This is a genomic window from Exiguobacterium sp. s130, assembly GCF_018619055.1.
Taxonomy (GTDB): Bacteria; Bacillota; Bacilli; order Exiguobacteriales; family Exiguobacteriaceae; genus Exiguobacterium_A.
Genome location: NZ_JACSNI010000001.1, coordinates 283,042 through 302,301, shown reverse-complemented (window position 1 = coordinate 302,301; position 19,260 = coordinate 283,042). Strand labels below are relative to the sequence as shown.

General features: G+C 47.5%; 13 protein-coding genes. 4 read left to right on the top strand and 9 right to left on the bottom strand.

Annotated features, from left to right (window positions below):
• Positions 1 to 22: 22 nt before the first annotated feature.
• The 7 genes from HZS85_RS01460 to HZS85_RS01430 form a co-directional block, all read right to left on the bottom strand.
• Positions 23 to 1,954 carry an ABC transporter permease gene (locus HZS85_RS01460; protein ID WP_214852408.1) on the bottom strand — a complete coding sequence of 644 codons (1,932 nt, stop codon included), beginning with the start codon at positions 1,952 to 1,954 and terminating at the stop codon, positions 23 to 25.
• On the bottom strand, positions 1,920 to 2,684 hold the full coding sequence (locus HZS85_RS01455; protein ID WP_050678755.1) for an ABC transporter ATP-binding protein: 765 nt from the start codon (positions 2,682 to 2,684) through the stop codon (positions 1,920 to 1,922). The genes HZS85_RS01460 and HZS85_RS01455 overlap by 35 nt, the downstream gene beginning before the upstream one ends.
• On the bottom strand, positions 2,677 to 3,669 hold the full coding sequence (locus tag HZS85_RS01450) for a sensor histidine kinase (RefSeq protein ID WP_214852406.1): 993 nt from the start codon (positions 3,667 to 3,669) through the stop codon (positions 2,677 to 2,679). The genes HZS85_RS01455 and HZS85_RS01450 overlap by 8 nt, the downstream gene beginning before the upstream one ends.
• The gene (locus HZS85_RS01445; protein WP_035410198.1) at positions 3,666 to 4,352 is read right to left on the bottom strand and encodes a response regulator transcription factor; all 687 of its coding nucleotides are present in this window, start codon (positions 4,350 to 4,352) and stop codon (positions 3,666 to 3,668) included. Before HZS85_RS01445 ends, HZS85_RS01450 begins: the two co-directional genes overlap by 4 nt.
• Before the next feature lie 94 nt (positions 4,353 to 4,446).
• Complete coding sequence (locus tag HZS85_RS01440) at positions 4,447 to 6,366, bottom strand: ABC transporter permease (RefSeq protein WP_214852404.1); 1,920 nt, start codon at positions 6,364 to 6,366, stop codon at positions 4,447 to 4,449.
• The gene (locus tag HZS85_RS01435; protein ID WP_214852402.1) at positions 6,353 to 7,114 is read right to left on the bottom strand and encodes an ABC transporter ATP-binding protein; all 762 of its coding nucleotides are present in this window, start codon (positions 7,112 to 7,114) and stop codon (positions 6,353 to 6,355) included. The genes HZS85_RS01440 and HZS85_RS01435 overlap by 14 nt, the downstream gene beginning before the upstream one ends.
• Positions 7,115 to 7,271: 157 nt before the next feature.
• Complete coding sequence (locus HZS85_RS01430) at positions 7,272 to 7,775, bottom strand: PTS sugar transporter subunit IIA (protein WP_035410206.1); 504 nt, start codon at positions 7,773 to 7,775, stop codon at positions 7,272 to 7,274.
• Between the two features lie 175 nt (positions 7,776 to 7,950).
• Between HZS85_RS01430 and HZS85_RS01425 the strand changes: the two genes are divergently transcribed.
• The gene (locus HZS85_RS01425) at positions 7,951 to 9,657 is read left to right on the top strand and encodes a M3 family oligoendopeptidase (protein ID WP_214852401.1); all 1,707 of its coding nucleotides are present in this window, start codon (positions 7,951 to 7,953) and stop codon (positions 9,655 to 9,657) included.
• A 290-nt stretch (positions 9,658 to 9,947) separates the two neighbouring features.
• Here HZS85_RS01425 and HZS85_RS01420 read toward each other — a convergent pair whose 3' ends face one another.
• Positions 9,948 to 12,734, bottom strand: coding sequence for a putative bifunctional diguanylate cyclase/phosphodiesterase (locus HZS85_RS01420; RefSeq protein WP_214852399.1), 2,787 nt, complete (start codon positions 12,732 to 12,734; stop codon positions 9,948 to 9,950).
• 138 nt (positions 12,735 to 12,872) lie between these two features.
• Positions 12,873 to 13,295 (bottom strand): CBS domain-containing protein, encoded by a 423-nt coding sequence (locus tag HZS85_RS01415; RefSeq protein ID WP_023469329.1) that lies wholly within the window; start codon positions 13,293 to 13,295, stop codon positions 12,873 to 12,875.
• 170 nt (positions 13,296 to 13,465) lie between these two features.
• Between HZS85_RS01415 and HZS85_RS01410 the strand changes: the two genes are divergently transcribed.
• From HZS85_RS01410 to HZS85_RS01400, 3 genes are all read left to right on the top strand, one after another.
• A complete protein-coding gene (locus HZS85_RS01410; protein WP_214852393.1) occupies positions 13,466 to 15,673 on the top strand; it encodes a methyl-accepting chemotaxis protein in 2,208 nt (735 codons plus the stop codon).
• A 115-nt stretch (positions 15,674 to 15,788) separates the two neighbouring features.
• Positions 15,789 to 16,946: a helix-turn-helix domain-containing protein gene (locus tag HZS85_RS01405; protein ID WP_035410218.1), complete on the top strand. Its 1,158-nt coding sequence runs from the start codon at positions 15,789 to 15,791 to the stop codon at positions 16,944 to 16,946.
• A 102-nt stretch (positions 16,947 to 17,048) separates the two neighbouring features.
• Positions 17,049 to 19,190, top strand: a complete 2,142-nt coding sequence (locus tag HZS85_RS01400; protein ID WP_214852391.1) for a bifunctional glycosyltransferase/CDP-glycerol:glycerophosphate glycerophosphotransferase — start codon at positions 17,049 to 17,051, stop codon at positions 19,188 to 19,190.
• The last annotated feature ends 70 nt before the right edge of the window (positions 19,191 to 19,260 follow it).

Below are 19,260 nucleotides of genomic sequence, written 5' to 3'. Positions count from 1 at the left end.
CTCCCTTATTCCTATGGTATCATCATACCCTTGAATCCGGTGTCGGATACATCGAACTTTCGGATGAATTCCGAAACAGATGCCGTGGGTAACGTAACCAAATCGGTAGGACACTTAAGAAGTACCCGACCGTGACGATACTGATCCAAAATACAGCTAAGTTAAGAAATGATCCCGTCTGTAGTCCGGCTTGTGTGACGACGACTTGGAACAATAAAAAGGCATGAAAGACAGAAATCAGATATGGTATCAGCAAAACAGCGCCATACTTCATTAACAAGTAGCAGCGGATATTCCCGGAACCGAACCCTAACGCAAACAATGTCTTCATTCGTTTTTGTTCTTGTTCCGCTGTCATCTGCATCCACACATGCAGGAAACTTGCATTGATGACGAACAACCAGATCGTCAGGAGGATGACGACGAACGTGACGAGTCGTACGATTCGGATCCCGTCGATCTCATCTTCCGTCTCGTTGATTAACTGATAGGGAACCGGTTGCTTATCATCTAGCTTTGCTGCCGACTGGATGTTGCGGACGATTTTCATCCACTGTTTCCAGTCCTTCGTTCCATAATCATGATAGGCTGGCGTATCGAAGACGACGATTTGGCGGACGGGTTGCTTGAGTGTTTGAAAGACGGCATCACTGACGACGAAGATCGTCTCGATTTGATAATTGTAACCAAATACTAAATCGTGAGAAGCAGCGGGAAGTAATTCAAAGTCGGCTTTCTCCATCGCCTGTTTCGCTTTTTTCATCGTCGGTGTGTTCTCTTCGAGTTGTACCGGACGTGCAGGTACAAAGAAACTTTGGCGTCCCGTCGCTGTCCGCTCCTTAAGATGCAGTTGCCGCATCATCTTGTTGTACGACGAGATCGGTAGGAGGACGCGCGTTCCTTCTGCCTTCACTTGGATATCCTGCTGATAGCGATCCGGGAATGCCTCCGTCATCGTCTGCTTGATATCCTTCAATCGTTTCGTCGGTTGAGCGGATTCTTCGTAATAGACGAGACCGAATTGATTTTGGGATGATAAGTCGAGTCCAATCAATTGAAACAAGAAGACCAGTCCGACTGCCGTTAGCGCACACGATGTCAGAATCGTTCCGAGGGCAATAAGCGTACTATTCGTTCGCAATTGATTGGCGATTTCCGAGACGATCAGCTTCCGCAGCGACAAGCGACATGGTCGATATAACTTGGTCAACCATGGTAAGACATATCGACAAATAAAAAACGATCCGATGAAGATGACAAGTGGGAAAAATATATAAAATCCTTCCGTCCGAACAAATGCTAAGGCATAACCATAGATCAACAGGAGTAACGCTCCGATTTGCGTCAGAATCCAGACTCGTTTTCGAAATAGCGAACGGGAACGAGTCGGTCGATCGGGACGAAAGCGGTAGATCGCAAGGACCGTTGCCGTCAGCAAAACAAGGAAAGCGCCACCGATCAAAGCAAGAATCGCATAAAAGGATAATTCGAATTCGATTGCTGGTAAGAACATGACCTTGACAACGGACAGCAACAGCATCTTCGTCAAGACATTACCTAGAATCATCCCCGCAGTGATGGCTAGACCACCAACGATCAAGACTTCAATTAAGAAATACTTTAAGAAGTGTGACAATCCACTGCCAAGCGTCCGCATCGTCCGCAAATCATTCTTACGGTGCTCAAGCATCGTATAGGTCGTCGAATAGATGAACAGGACACTGAAGAATAGGATGATTAGCTCCGCGATGAAGACGAAGAAAATCGTCATCTCGATGACTTGATTCAATTGACTGAGGATTTTAGCGACGTTTTGGAACGATCCATTCGTCAACAAGTTCCAATAACTCGTCACGATCGTCATCGCGATGATGATCGTCAAGGCATAGCCATAATACAACCGCTGATAACGCCGGATGTTACGTAGGGCGTATTGCAGATAATTGATGCTCATCCCCTCCTAGCAGCGATAGTGATTCGATGACCCGTTGGAAAAAGATACGGCGCGGTTCATCGCGGAACAACTCCGTTTGAATACTACCGTCTTTTAGGAACAAGACATGATTACAATACGACGCGACTTGTGGATCGTGTGTCACGATGACCATCGTCATCCCCGTCGCGTTCAACTCGGCTAGGACATCCATGACGTGTTTCGTTGCTTGGAAATCGAGTGCTCCCGTCGGTTCATCCGCAAGCATCAGACGTGGTGTATGGATCAGGGCGCGACCGATCGCTGTCCGTTGCCGCTGTCCACCACTGACCTCATCGACCTGTTTATCAAGTAGATCATCAATTTGTAGACGACGCGCCAACTCTTCCATCTCATCTCGCGCGAGCTTTGCTTTTTTCCTTGATAGCATTAAGGGGACGAGCATGTTCTCGCCGAGCGTCAAGGAATCGAGTAAATTGAATTCCTGAAAGATGATGCCGAGCGTCTCGCGCCGGAAACGTGTCATCTCTTTTCGTTTGAACGTCGCCGTATCGACGCCGTCAATCAGAATCGATCCCCAACTTGGTTCGTCGAGTGTCGCAAGCAAGTTGATCAGCGTCGATTTGCCACTACCGGACGGTCCCATGACCGCAACCATTTCGCCCTCTTCGACTCGGAAATTCACATCCGTCAACGGTTGCTCCGTCACTTTTCCGGGATAGACCTTCCCTAATTGCTTGACCTCAATCATGTGCGCGACCTCCTACTAATCGAATCCGGCATGTCGTGCCGACACCTTCCTCACTCTCGAGTTCAATCTCATGCCCGAGCTTCAAGCAGACTCGCTGGACGAAATACAATCCCATTCCGGTCGATTCCCCGTAACGTCGTCCGTTTTCACCAGTGAAGAACGCATTAAAGACACGTGGTACGTCTCGTCTTGGGATTCCGACACCGTCGTCTTGAACCGAAAGGACGACTTGCCCCTTTGTCACCTCTGCCGTCAGAACGACTTCTCGACCATGTCCTGTCGTATACTTGATGGCGTTCGTCACGAGCTGTAAGACGAGGAAACGAAACCACTTCGCATCCGTGTAAACATACACGTCTTCAGCGATATCGAGTTTCGGAAAGACCTGATTTTTAACGAATAATCGTTTTTCTTGATTGATGATGCTCGTGACGAGCGGCTTCAGTGTCAATCGTTCTGCCTTCAAATCCGTCTCAATTGCTTCTAAACGCGACGAATAGAGCATCTGGTCGAGTCCACTACGCAACCGATCGACCTCTTGCCGTAAATCAGCTTGATACTGTTCTCCTGGATGTTCGAGAATCAGCTCAATGACGGATAACGGTGTCTTCATCTGGTGAATCCATTGGTCGACATACCGATGGCGTTCCTTTTCCTTTCGTCGCTCAGCGAATAAACTGTTCCGAAACAATGTCTGTTGCCGCTCTAAAAATTGTTCGACGGCAACGGAAATCGGTTCTTCACTATCACTGCGAATCGGTTCTGCGACCGATTGAACTGGCTGTTGCATCCGTCGTAGCAATGGAAGCATGCTGAAGAAACGATAGCTGAGATAAATCAAGAGACCGATGCTGTTCAAGAGGACGATGTAAAAGAATGCTGCTGGGCGATAAAGATCATAGAGCCATAAGACGGCATATAAAATCAGCATTTGTCCGGTAAAGAAGATGATGCCTGGTATCGCGTGCCGTAAAAAGAGCTTCATGGTTCAAGAACCAGTTTATAACCGACGCCTCGCACCGTCTCAAGTCCAGCGACACCGATCTCGGCAAGCCGTTTGCGGACACGCGTGATATTGACGTTCAACGTATTCTCATCGACGAACGCCTCGTCATCCCAAATCCGTTCGAGTAAATCGCCACGACTGACGATTCGTGGACTTGCCGTCAGCAGCATCTCAAGGATCAGCCCTTCTTTTTTCGACAGCTCGATCGACTGTTCCCCGTACTCGACGATATAACGGTCTAAGTACAGTGTGACACCCTCTTTCGTCACCGTCCGCTCATCCGCCTCGTTCGACAACGTGCCATACGCCCGGCGAATCTGACTTTTAATCTTCGCGATGACGACCGCTCCTTGGAACGGTTTGACGATATAGTCATCCGCACCATATTCGAGCGCCATGACTTGATCCATCTCGCCGACACGTGCCGAGATAAAGAGAATCGGTGCCCGTGTCTTCATCCGTAATTGCCGACACCAATAGAAACCGTCGAACTTCGGTAAATTAACGTCTAATAAAATGACATCAGGATTCGTTTCCTCATAGGTCGCGATGACATCCCCTCGTCCATCCTCGACGACGACCTTAAAATCATAACGTTCGAGTAGTTCCTTTAATAATGTCGCGATCTTCACATCATCTTCGACTAATAAAATCGTATGCATCGTTCACGTCAACTCCTTCTGTTTCTATCATAACGAACTCAAAAAGGACTGGAAACGATTATTCCGTTTCCAGTTCTGTGTATCCGTATTTAGTTCATCCCGTCACGATGCGGCGGTAAGCACGAACCGTGACGATATAGTAGATCAGATAGACGATCGTATAGCAAACAATCGCAAGTAATGTCGGACGGACGATATTGTAGTTCAACAGTTTCTGCAGGACTTGCATCGCAACTAGACTATGAACGAGTCCGAGGACATACGGTAAAGAGAAGACGAATCCGACGAGGCGACGGATGATACCCGTTTGTTCCTTTTCATCGACACCAATCTTTTGAATGATCGCAAACCGTTGTTTCGATTCTTCTGCTTCCGCGAGCATCTTAAAGTAGATGATTGAACCTGTCGCAAGCAAGAAGACGAGACCGAGGAAGCCGGCAGCAAACGCGAGTAAGCCGGTCGTTGCCGTCGTCATCGTATAGACCGGATAGTACGCTGCCATTTCTGTATCCGCTTGTTTTCCATACAGTTGCGTTAATTGCTTTATCAGTCCATCGTCATGACGTTCATCCGAAAACTGATAATTCGTCAGCATAAAACCTTTTTCCGGCATCTTTGCAAACGCATCGTCGTTTACGACGAAGGCAAGCCGCTGTTTCTCATAAAGTTGAGCGATTGGTAAATTCGTCGCAGCGGTGATGCGAAAGGACTCATGGACATCCTTGATTTTGACACCGACCGGCGATTTGACTTTCATCTTCAACAAATCGTTTCCTTTAAATGTTTCAAGGACGATTGCTTCGCCTCGTTTTGGTTCTTTGATGACCGTTTTCCCATTCGCTTTCGCGAGCTTGACGTAGTCCGAATAGTTGACGTAGCTGAATTGTCCCGGCTGGTCTTCATACGCATACGTCGCGTAGTAACGTGTAAACGTCAGAGGATTCGGAAGCTCAGTCATCTTGTGATCGACGTTCTTGACGTTGACCATCGTCCGGCTGTCGATCTTCTGGTCGGACTTTGCAATCAGCTGTTCCGCTTCCGCTTGTTTACTCGCAATCGACAGACTGTACGGGACTTGCTCCTCGACAGTCTGATCGATGAAGTAATAGATCGATGTCGCTGTACCGACCGTCGTCAATGTCACGGCAGTAATGACCGTGATCGTCGACAGCATGACAGCGTTCGATTTGATTCGTGACAACAGTTGTCCGTGCAGAATCAAATTCGTTCCTTTGAAATGTCGCGCTTGATTACTTAAGAGGCGTAATAAGAAGATCGTGAAGTAACTCATCGTTCCAAATGTCCCGAGGATCACACACAGCATCAAGAGTGGTGCGACAATCGTAAAGTGATCCATCAACGGTTGTCCCGTCAAATAGTAACCGATACCAATCAAAACGACCGAAAGCACGGCTAGGATCGGATGGACTTTCGGAAGGGATTCTGCTTGTTGCTCTGCCTTGAACAATTCAATCAATGTAAAACGATAGATCGTCCGGGCTGAACGTAAGGCAATGATCAGGAAGATCAAAAGGAAGACGCCGATCGTCTGCATGACGGAAGCCCCGCTGATCGTAAAGGTCGCATCGACTCGCATCGCCATGACGGAAGCCAGCAACTGTACGAAATATTTCGATGCGACTGTTCCCATCGCAATCCCGAGGATTAGACCGATCACTCCATACCCCATCGTCTCAAGGAAGATCAGTCGGGCAATCTGTCCCCGCTCTAAACCGAGCAATGCATAGAGACCGATTTCCTGCTTACGGCGGCGTAAGAAGAAGTCACTTGAATACCAGATGAAGATAGCGGAGAAAAGCGCTAGAATCACACTTGCTCCAGTAAAGACCGTTCCTAATTTTCCGTACAATTCATTCGCCTGAAGCATCGCTTCGTTTGATCGAATCGCAAGGAACGTGTAGTAAATGAGAATCGCGAATGTGACCGCACCGAGGTACATCACGTTTTGACGGATGTTTTTTAGATTTTGAAACGCCAGTTTAGACAAACTCACGGACGGCACCTCCGAGTTCGCGTTGGACTTCCATGATCTGCTCGAAAAAATCCTTCTGTGAACCGAAGCGATGGACTTCCTTGAACAGCTCTCCATCCTTGACGAACAGAATTCGTTCTGCATAAGACGCCGTCATCGGGTCGTGTGTCACCATTAAGATCGTCGCGCCTTCATCGTTTAGTGACTGCATCGCTTCAAGCAATCCTGTCGCTGACTTTGAATCAAGCGCACCGGTCGGTTCATCCGCTAAGATGAGTGACGGGTCATGAATGATCGCACGGGCGGCAGCCGTCCGTTGTTTTTGTCCTCCCGATAGTTCGACCGGACGTTTATCGAGTAGGTCCTGGATACCGAGTTGATGCGCCACACGATCGACACGCTCTAAGATCATCTTTTTATCGATGTTCGCGAGTGAGAGCGGTAAGGCAATGTTTTCCCGGACCGTCATTGTATCGAGGAGATTGAAATCCTGGAAGATGAAGCCAAGTTGTTCCCGGCGAAAGCGAGCCAATTGTTTTTCCTTCATCGCCGTCACGTCTGCTCCATTGATTAAAATCGATCCGTCCGTCGGCTGATCGATTGTCGACAGCAGATTAAGCAACGTCGATTTCCCGGCACCGGACGGTCCCATGATACTGACGAATTCCCCTTCATGGACACTGAGCGTCGTCGGACGTAGTGCTTCGTGGCGTGCCGTTTTCGTGTAATAGGTTTTTGTGATCTGTTCTGCTCGTAAGATTGCTTTCATCTGTAATGCCTCCTGTGTTTGATTCGTTACACTCAGTCTAGTCCTTCCATGCTTTTCTCAAAATGGACTTTACTTTCACTTCTCTTACAAAACGGTAAGACAAGGGAGGAGACATCAAAAAAGCCCCCATCCGTAAGGGATGGAGGCGTGTCGTATCTTATTTATGTGTTGCTTTGAAGAGCTCTGTGTCGCCTGCGACAACAGAAGTTCCTTCAGCTGGTACAGCTGAAAGCGTGAATTGATCGTGATTTGTCACGATGATCGGTGTGATCGTCGATGGTGCGTTTGCACGGATGTACTCGAGATCGAACTCGACGAGGACGTCTCCTGCTTTGACTTTGTCACCTGACTGGACGTGAGCCGTGAAGCCTTCGCCTTTAAGGTTAACCGTATCAAGACCAACGTGGATCAAGAGTTCAAGACCATCTTCACCTTTTAGACCGATTGCGTGTTTTGTTGGGAAAATCGTTTCAACCGTTGCGTTGATCGGTGAGACGACTTTACCTTCTGTTGGCTCGATCGCGACACCGTCGCCCATCATTTTTTGAGAGAAAACTTGATCGGGTACGTTCTCGATGTTGACGATTTTACCTGTAAGTGCAGAAGCGATTTTCGTGTTTCCTGCGTCGTTACCACCAAACAATTTTTTTAAGAATCCCATGATACTATCCCTCTACTTTCTCGATCGTTTTTCTTCCGAATGGAAGTTTCGATTTTTTATAGGAGTAAGCTGTTAGACAGCTCGCTCACGTTCTCACAAAAAGCATACGTTTGTCCCTCTGGTTTTGCAAGTATTTTTGTGTGATAATAGTTAGAAATCAAAAGGAGGCGCTTACATGTTAACATTTTCAGAAATTACATACGTCCGTCCTGATCTTGCTTTGCTTGAAACATCGATGAATCAAGCAATCGCTCGACTAACGGAAGCCACACAAGTAGATGAAGCAAACGCAGCCATCACTGAGATTAATACCCTCAGAAATCAATTTGAAACGGCAAGCCAGCTCGTCGAAATCCGTCATACGATTGATACACGCGATACGTTCTATGAGACGGAACAAGGGTTCTTTGATGAAGCAAGCGCGATCTATCAGGGATATGTCTCAAGCTATTATCAAGCGTTGACGACGCATCCGCTTCGCAATGAACTCGAACGGACGCAAGGCAAACAGTTATTCCTGATTGCGGAAGCGAGCCTGAAGACGTTTTCGGAAGAAATCATTCCAAAGCTCCAAGAAGAGAACCGTCTCTCAAGCGAATATACGAAACTGATGTCTTCTGCTCAAATCGAGTTTGACGGGAAGACGCTTAACTTATCGCAGTTCGGTCCTTACCTCCAATCACCAGACCGGGCTGTTCGTAAAGCCGCTTCAGAAGCCCGCTATGGCTACTTAAAAGAGCAAGGGGAAACGATCGATACAATTTACGATAAACTCGTCCATATCCGGACAGACATCGCGAAGACACTCGGTTTCCCATCGTTCGTCGAACTCGGATACGCACGGATGCTTCGCGTCGATTACAATCAATCGATGGTCGAACAATATCGCGAACAGATCCTTGAAACGATCGTCCCGCTCGCGACACAACTTAAAGAACGCCAGCAACGACGCATCGGTGTCGATCACTTGTACTACTACGATGAAGGATTCGCCTTCAAGTCTGGGAACGCGACACCTAAAGGCGAAGAGTCCTTCATCATCGAAGGCGGCAAAAAGATGTATGCGGAGATGTCACCGGAGACGAACGAATTCTTCAACTACATGCTCGACCGGGAAGCACTCGATTTAACGGCGAAGCCTGGAAAAGCGGGCGGTGGGTATTGTACCTACATCGCAGACGAAAAACTCCCGTTCATCTTCTCGAACTTCAATGGAACGGCAGGCGACATCGATGTCCTGACACACGAAGTCGGACATGCGTTCCAAGTCTATGAGAGCCGTCACCTGACTGCTCCAGAGAGTGCCTTCCCGACGTATGAAGCGTGCGAGATTCATTCGATGTCGATGGAGTTCTTTGCTTATCCATGGATGGAAGAATTCTTCGGTGAAGAGACGGCGAAATACAAATTCAATCACCTCGCAGGAAGCGTCACGTTCCTTCCATACGGCGTTGCGATTGATGAGTTCCAGCACGTCATCTACAACCAACCGGAATTGACACCAGCTGAGCGTCGCGAAGCATGGCGGACGATCGAGAAGAAATATTTGCCGCATCGTGATTATGAAGCGAATGATTATCTTGATTCAGGTGCCTGGTGGCATCAGCAAGGGCACGTCTTCGGAAGTCCCTTCTACTACATCGATTACACGCTCGCTCAAGTCTGTGCCTTCCAGTTCTATGCTTGGATGGAACAGGACCGGGAAGCAGCTTGGACATCATATCTCGATCTCTGTCGTGCCGGTGGATCAGAAAGCTTCCTCACGCTCGTCGAGCGCGCTGGATTAAAGTCTCCGTTTGCACCAGGTACGGTCGAAGCAGCGGTCGCACCGGTCAAAGCGTATCTCGAACAAGCAGACGACCTCGTACTCGATCGCGTTTAATAATTATTTTCATCAATCTAAAGTTCACGCTTACAACGAACGTTTCTGTCATCCCCGCTTTCCACAGGCGGGTGATAAGATCCGGCACCTCGCATTTCATGCGGTCTGTCGGATCTTATCTAGCCCTGACGAAAGCGAAAATCGTGCTTTCTTTTCCTGTAGGAGTCGAGGGTGAACATTCACGTTCTCTATTTATCGAATGAAAAAAGGTGAGTTTCCAGACTGGAAACTCACCTTTTTTCATTTTAAGACACATACACATTAAAATCATGAATCATAATAGACTAATTTCATTCAGATAGAAGCTTTTGATGGTACTTCACGTACCAGACTCGAAACTCGTCGGCTGGAATCGGTCTTGAATAATAGAATCCTTGCGCATACTCACAGTCAAGCACTCGCAAATGATCAGCTTGTTCAAGTTCTTCAATCCCTTCAGCGACGACGTCATACTTCAGCGTATGTGCGAGCTTGATGATCGTCTCGATGAGCGGTGCGTTCGAGCATGCATCCGGACCACTGATGAACGAACGGTCAATTTTCAGTCGCTGAATCGGCAAGCGACTCAAGTACGACAAGGAAGAATACCCCGTACCAAAGTCATCAATCGCAAGACGATACCCCATCTGATGCAACTTCTGTAACGCATCAAACACGCGTGTATCTGAAAAGACACCGAATGATTCCGTAATTTCAAGTTCCATCCGTTGTTCGATTCCCGGATGAACCTCTCGGACATCAGTCAGATAATCGACGATCCGACCGGAGACGAGTTCTTTGACGGATAAGTTCGCTGAGACGCGTAGTACTCCGAGTTCCGTATCCTTCCACTCTTCGACTTGTCGGACCGTTTCGGCAACGACCCACATCCCGATCTCTTCAATCAACATGGATCGTTCGGCAATCGGAATGAAGATCGCCGGACTGATCATCCCTCGTTCAGGGTGGAACCAGCGCAGAAGCGCTTCACAACCATCGACCTGACCTGTCGCGAGATTGATTTGTGGTTGATAGAACAATTGTAGCTCGTTCTTTTCGATCGCGTCCCGCAGTTCTCCTTCGAGGACGACGGATTCGAGATACTCGGCACTCATCCAGGATTCGAACCAGACCGGTCCGCCTTCTGTCTGTTGCTTCGCATGCTGCATCGCGATATCAACCGAAGATAACAAGGACGTGACGGCTACTGCATCATCGGGGTACCGCACCATACTCATACTGATGCTGACATTGACATACTCTCCGTCGATCTCATAAACGTGTTCGATGACTTGCTTCAATTTCTCGTAATCCACAATATCCTGTTGTGCAACCAACACGGCGAATTCGTCTCCCCCGATTCGTGCGGCTTGTCCCGTTCCGATGAAATGATGTTTGAGTCGATTGGCGAGATCTTTCAAAATCTGATCGCCTGCACCATGTCCGTAAATATCGTTGATTCGCCGGAATTGTCGAACGCTGATGGTGACGAGTTCTCCCGGCTGAGGTGCTTTCAACGCATCTGTCATCATTTGTTCGAAGCCATTTCGGTTCAACAGTCCCGTCAACATGTCAAAGAGTGCGAGTTGTGTGATCCGTTCTTCGCGCCGGAACTGATCCGTTTCATCATGACAGGATAAGTAAAGTGCAACGCCTGTATCGTCTTCTTTGTTTGCGACATGGACGATGTTGACGAACATGTTTAAGATTTCTTCATCGAACAACATCTTGCAACGAATCGTTTGACTATGGCCTTCCAATGATTGCTTCAACGCTCGCCGTATCCGATTCAAATCAGCCGGATGGATCAGTTCTTCGATCGTCCATCCCGCCGTCGCTTTCGTCAATTGTCGAAAGCGTTCGTTTCCGTTCACAATCGTATAGTCAGATGACATCGCAAGAATCGGATCTGTATTTTGTGAAAAGAGCGACTCGATTTCCGCTTTTTTCTGCTTGATCTCTTTTGTTTTCGCATCATTATGATCGAGCAACCCGGCGATGATGGCCGTCATCGTCCGAAATGCTTGGACGACTGGTTGAAAATCATTTCGCTCCGGTACGTCATAACCGGATTGCCGGCGGTCTTCCGCAAAGGTATTCGCTTCTCCCTTCAGTAAGGAGAGATCTTGGCGAAAGGCGCGTAATAACGATAAGGTCAAAATCAACAGTCCAAGAATTAAAACACTGGTTACACCAAAGAGAAGCCAGGCATTGCGAATGATATGATGGCCTCGATCCTGCATTTCTTGTGCGACTTGGTTGAGTTCTTGATCGTACAAACGATACATACTCGATTCATATTCTTCCGCTTGTCCTGCCAAAGCAGCGTACGTCTCGACTTCTGGAGCACGCAATAGATCATCAAGCGTTTGTGTATAGGCAGCCATCTGTTCCCGCATTGTTGCGACATCTTGACGTCCCGTATCGTCCTGAAGAGGAATCACATCATACAATGATTTGATGAGTGATGTCTGGCGTATCGGTAAATCAATCCGCATCTGCTGAATCCGTAATCGATCAATCGAGCTCGGTTCTTCCTTTTGACGGGCATCTTTTAAGATTTCAGCTGATTTCCCAAGTTGTTCCTCCATCAGAATCAAATTGGAGAAGACATTATAATAAGACCCTGTCTCTTTGCTCAGTACGAGTTGATTGAAGATGATTTCACTCTTGAAATTCGTCATCGTCGTGAAGAAACGATGGTTCGATTCATATCCTTGTCGTTGAAGCTTCTTGACTTCCGCCAAGACTTCTTCCCGTGCCGACCCGGTCGCTTTCATGTTCGGTAGACGATCCGTTAGTTGTTCCAATGCACGATCGGACTGTTTGGACGCTTGTAGAACATCCGTGTCCTCATTCAATGATGAAAAATAATAGCGTGTCACTTCTTGTTCAGCATGATTAAATGGTATCACTTCAGCAATCGTTTTTCCTGATGCTTTGAAGCGATAACCTTCTTCGAGTGTTTTCATCAAATGTTGACATGCGACGATCAATGCTAATAACCCGATGATCGCAATCATCCATGAGAACGTTTTATAGTAGGAGCGTCTTCGAAAAGCTTCTACGATGAAGGCTGGTGATAAACGTCGCAACACATCGTCCTCCCTAAATTGTCATTATGTTTCTATATCGTCGTCTCATACCGTTTCCTGAAGTCGTTTTGGGTCAATAAAAAGCACGTCTTCCCACATCTCTGCGAAAATAAGTGCTTTTTTTACTAGTTTTATTCTTTTTTAATAACTGACGTTCTCACGCGCTACTTTTTTAGCAAAATAATCGATGATGTCACGTCGTCGGATAATCCCGATGAAATGTTTTCCGTCATCGATGACGGGTACGAAATTTTGATCCGTGATGACTTCAATCATCTCTTCCATTTGCGCTGTGATCGAGACCGGTTTATAACGGACGCGTTGTTTGATATCGGTTAAACGTGTCTGCAAGACATGGTCATAATCGGCATGCTCGAGATTTGCTTCGAGCGCCCACAAGACATCGCCTTCTGTCAGCGTTCCTGCGTATTTCCCTTTATTATCAACGAGTGGGACTGACGTAAAACGATGATGTTTCATCTTTTCTAGTGCTTGTCTGACCGTTGACTCAGGATCTAAATATTTCACCTCATCTTTAGGTAATAAGAAAAAAGCAATATTCATTTCTGTTCCTCCCTAGCCACTCTGTGACACTCTTTTCATTTTATCATGAACCCTGCTCCGATTCATTTCTCAAATGATGAAAATCTCTACATAATCCTTCATATTTGGTCATACTCTTCCGATATTCCAAGTAGACAGAATTTAAAGACTATTTAGTTAGGAGAATACATATGCGCCTCCCGATCACGCGTCGCCTGTTCATCGGGCTTATTTTATTGCCCGCTCTCACTCTCGGTGCCTCAACCTGGTTTTCTTATGATCAGACGAGCCAAACCGTCGATCAGCTTGTAGACTCGACGTCACAAACCGCTTTGAAGCAACTCGAACAATCCTTTACACGAATCATTGATGATACGAAGAAGGATACGACCTTACTCGCAGGTCTTCCGTTCAACCGAGCGGACGGCGCTTTACCGAACTACACGGATCAAACGAAACAACCCGATCCGGCTACTCCTCCGACGCAAAAAGCGAACGATATCTATAGCGTCCTAGAAAAGTACGGTTCATCGAAAATCGAAAACTCCTTCATTCAGTATGCGGATACCGCTGGTGGTTATCTCAACTGGCCAAAACAAGCGGCAGCACCTGGGTACGATCCACGCAAGGAAGACTGGTACAAACAAGCACTCGATAACTCTAGCATCGTCATCATGAGTGAACCGCATTATGATGCGGCAACGAAACTATCCATCATCGGCTTCTCAAAAGCAACACTAGATGCACAGGCGAATATCAAAGGTGTCTTATCCATCTATAAAAGTATCGATCGCCTAGCAGAAGACATGAAGCGGATTGAAATCGGACAAAAAGGATTCGTCTTCAGCTATACCCAAAATGGGAAGATTGTCACCCATCCGAATAAAAATTATTTCTTCAAAAACGTAACGCAGATGAAAGAAGACGGAAAACCTTATTTTTCTGCTCCTAAAGCAATGATGGAACAAGAGTCGGGTTCGACCATCATGGACGTCGCCGGTACAAAATCCGTCGTCATCTGGCAGACCTCGTCAAAAACAGGCTTTAAGTTAGCTGTCGTTCTTGACTATGCTTCCTTGTATGCACCGAAAGAAGAAATGCTCAGTCAATCGTTGATCAACTTCGTCGTCGCGATCGCCTTAGCCACGTTGATTGCTTGGTTGATTGGTCGATCAATCAATCGTCCTTTATCAACACTCCGTCAAGAAGCACTTGCCATCGCCTCTGGTGATTTACGGACGCCAAAGCGTCCGACACGTTTCATCCAAGACGAGTTGACGGATCTCACCGAAAACTTTGACGCGATGCGGGCTCGACTACGTCAAACAATTCTCGCTTTGACGACTTCAGCGACGACCGTCCGGGATGCATCTGCCGAACTCTCCACGAATGCAACGCACGTCCAAACAGCTTCTCTGCAAATCGGACGAACGATGGAAGAGATCGCGGCGGCTGGTGAAACACAGACGAAACAAGCAGAGCGCTCGTCCCATGCCGTTCATGGCGTCAAGGAACGGTCGACGGCCATGCAACACGTCGCGTCAACGACATTATCGGAAGTCTCGACCGTCGCTTCCGCAGCCGTTCGCGGAAGTGATGTAACGAAACAGACGATCGCCGATTTACTTGATCATTCCGTCTCACTCGAACAGGAAATCCAAAATACGTCCGACTTCCTCGGTAAACGATCGGATGAGATTGCCAAAGTCCTTGGCACACTACAAGCAATCTCGAGTCAGACGAACTTGCTCGCCTTGAATGCCGCCATTGAAGCAGCACGCGTTGGCGAACAAGGACGCGGATTCGCTGTCGTTGCGAGTGAAGTCCGAAAGCTTGCGGAAGAGAGTGACGCTTCTGCGAAGCAAATCAAACAACTCCTCGATCATATCCAAGACGAGACACAGACCGCGATGGGTGCGATGAACCATGTCATGGATGATTTGAAACGATCGCTTGATTCCGTCAAGACGACCGGTGACGATTTCGAGCAAATCGCGGGTTCCGTCCAACATGTCTCACGCCGGACAGAAGAACTGACCGGTGACATCCATGCGTTGACGCAAGCGACGGAAGAAGTCTCAGACGCCATGGGGACGATTCTCGCTTTGACGGAAGAGAATGCCGCAGGTCTTGAGACGAGTAGTGCGAGCATTCAAGAAACGAACGCAACACTCGAATCCGTGACGTCTGCCGCTACGCATCTTGCAAAGATTGCTGGTAATCTCCATCAACTGACGCTTGATTTCCAACTCGACGATACGGAAGCATTGGTTCACGACTCCGTTGAAGAGGTCATACATTCGGAAGAATCCGTATTGTATGAGGAAGCAGTTGTCGCATCACTTGACGAGGAACGACATGATTCGGATTTAAAGGTTCCTTCGTCTTCATCCGAATGATTTTCAGCGAAGTCTTTTTTCGAAAGGCTTCGTTTTTCATTGTTTCGTTCTCGACTATCCGCGAAAGAGGACATACACTAGAAGCAATCCACTATATTTCGAAAGGAGTCGTGTCATGAATCGCTTGTCGACGTCTGACTTGACGCAAATCGCAGAGCACCTCTACGGGATGACTGGTTTTTTCGTCACGTACCGAGATCATCACGGTACTCCGCTGTCGTTACGTCCAGAAGCTCCATCTCATCCGGGAACCTTACTGATTGAGAACGAATGGCCAGTATTAAAAAAGACTCCTCTACTCTATACCCTGAAAGATGGTACAGCTTACCTCTTTTTAGATGTTCCGGAACAAGGAATGTACCGAATCGGTCCGGTTTTACTACAATCGGCTCTTTTTCGGGCACACATCCAAGATGAAGCCTACCATCAGTTCTATAAAGCCTTACCACGTACGACGGAGAATCGACTGATTGACTGTGCTCACTTGATGTATCGCTTGTTACACGGGGAAGCTCTACCGAAGCGCGAGATCGAACAACAGTCTGATATTCAGGAAGCCGAAATCCCTCTCGTCGCAGACGCCCCTTCCCATACAGGCGTCACGGCATATCGAAAAGCCTGGCAACGGGAACAACAAATCATTGATTGGATCGCGACCGGTCAAAGTGAGCGCCTCGCTACGACCTATTCCCTGCCGGCCTATGGCGAGTTCGGAACACTCGCCCGTCATCAGCCGTTACGTGCAGAAAAGAATCTGTTGCTCGGGACTGTCCTCTTAAGCGCGCGTGCTGCGATTCGCGGCGGACTGGAACCGGATGAGGCATTCTCACTCAGCGACCGGATGATTGAGACGATTGAAGCGGCGACGAGTATCGCTGAGCTCCGGAATCGGCATGTCCGGATTACCGTTTCGTTTGCCGAAGCCGTCAAGGAACTCCAAGCATTACGTCATTCGCCACATGTGTTGGCAGCCATTCGTTATATTCAGCAACACCTCTATGAACCATTGTCCGTCTCGTCGATCAGTCAAGCCATCCATGTCTCGTCTAACTATCTGTCCGTCCTATTCAAAGATGAGACCGGTCTACCGCTCGCCCGCTACGTTATCCGGGAACGGATCCGGGAAGCGAAGCGCCTCTTGCGTTCTTCAGACGATTCCTTGCTGACGATCTCGAACAAGTTACACTTCTCGAGTCAAAGCCACTTCAGTCAAGCCTTCAAGCAGACGACCGGTGAGACCCCGACACATTATCGTCAACGAAGTGAATTTTAAGAGAGTCGTGCCTTTTTTTCGTTTTGTGATATCCTATTCAACAGGAACTATTTTCGTGAATCCGTCTTGAGCGGATTCTTTCAACAAAAAAGGAGAATCAACATGAACTCAATTAGTGTCATCATTCCTGTCTATCAAACCGAATCACAAACGAAGGCAGCCATTCAATCCGTTCTTGATCAGAAGGTGTCTATTCCGGTAGAAATCATCGTCGTCTTTGATGGACCAAGCACATACATCGATGAGCTTCGCTCCCTCTATCCGACATGTACGTTCTTGGAACAAGCACATCAAGGAACATATGCTGCACGCCGTCGCGGTCTTGAAGTCGCGACAGGTGACTACGTCACATTCCTCGATAGTGATGATATCCTCGCACCACGTGCGCTCTATACGTATATCAAAGCCTATGAGAAATCACGCGGCGAAGTCATCATCGGTAAAGTCTCACCTGTCTACAACAAGAAAAAATGGCTTATGCCGATCGATGATGATCGTTATTTCTTCTACACTCGTACGAAATTCAATTCGCGTCATTTGACGACGATTCACGGCTGGATGATCAAAAAGGACTTGCTGAGCGATTTGCCGGTTCTTGAGACACGATGGTTTGCCGATACGATCATCGCGCATACGATCATCGCGAAACTGACGAACCTGACATCGGTCAGTTATGTCGTCTACGGTCGAAACTCACGCAGTACACCACTCGAGGGACAATCACTCTATCAAGCACGCGATATCACGACATTGACTGATATTTCACGGATCTATGGTATGTTATCTGCGCATACGATGGATAACACTGTTCAAAAGTTCTTGAATACATGGTACAAACGATTCATCTCAAAACGTGGTCGTGCGTTGCTTGAACGAAGCACGTCAAAAAGTCAGCAGGCAGATATATTCCGCCATGTCGCTTACGATTTAAGACAGACGAAGACACGAAGTAAGTATCTACAAGCATGGTCGACGGGTTCCTACTTCATGTTCCGTTCATACATCACTGCCGTGAAGACAAAACGAACGCTACGGACGGCACGACGTAAAAAGATCAAGAACGGTCTGATGCTCTATCGCCTGTTCCAAAAGATGCCGGTCAAAGAGAACCTCGTCTTATTTGAGAGTTTCCTCGGTCGGAGCTATTCTGATAATCCAAAGGCGCTTTACCTGAAATTAAAAGAACAACGCCCAGAACTCGAACTTGTCTGGATTTTCTCGAAAGAACCTTCAGATGACGTCAAGGAAGCTTGTCCGAACTGGGTGCTCAAAAACAGCTTCGCGTACTACCAAGCGATGGCACGTGCGAAGTATTGGATCTTCAATACGCGCCAGCCACTAAGCTTGAAAAAACGCAAAGAGACGATCTATCTCCAGACATGGCACGGTACACCATTAAAACGATTAGGTCTCGACATGGAAGAAGTCCATATGGCGGGAACGAATGCGACACGCTACAAACGGAACTTCTACAATCAAGCACAGGAATGGAACTACTTGATTTCTCCGAATGCTTATTCGAGCGAAATCTTCAAAAGTGCGTTCGGTTTCCAAAACACGATGCTCGAGACCGGTTATCCGCGAAACGATCTCTTGTATGCGGACGATCAAGCTGGTCTCATCAGCGAAATCAAAGCGCGTCTGGATATTCCAGCCGACAAGAAAGTCGTCTTGTACGCACCGACATGGCGGGATGACGAGTTCATCGCACGCGGAAAATACCGCTTCGATCTCCAACTTAATTTGAACGAGATGCAGGCACGCCTTGGTGACGATTACGTCGTCTTGCTCCGGATGCATTACTTGATCGCTCAAAATATGGATATCAGTGGACACGAAGGATTCGCCTATGACGTGTCGTCATACGGTGATATCGCAGAGTTGTATTTAATCAGTGACGTGCTAATCACCGACTATTCGTCTGTCTTCTTCGATTATGCGCACTTACAACGTCCGATGATCTTCTTTACGTACGACTTGGAAAAATATGCATCGACGTTACGTGGGTTCTACTTCGATTTCGAAGCAGTCGTTCCGGGACCACTCCTAAAAGAAACGGATCAAGTCATCGATTATATCGAACAGATTGATACGAAGTCTGTCGCTTACCAAGAAAAATATGATCGCTTCCTCGAACGGTTCTGTAGCTTGGATGACGGCACGGCAAGTGAACGTGTTCTTGCTGAGTTGTTCCCGAGCACAGCACAGTCAACGATTGAGGATGAAACAACAGAAACAGAATGACGATTATCAAAATGAGAAATGGCTTAATAAAGCCGTTTCTCATTTTTTTGTTCCCACCCATTAATTGCTA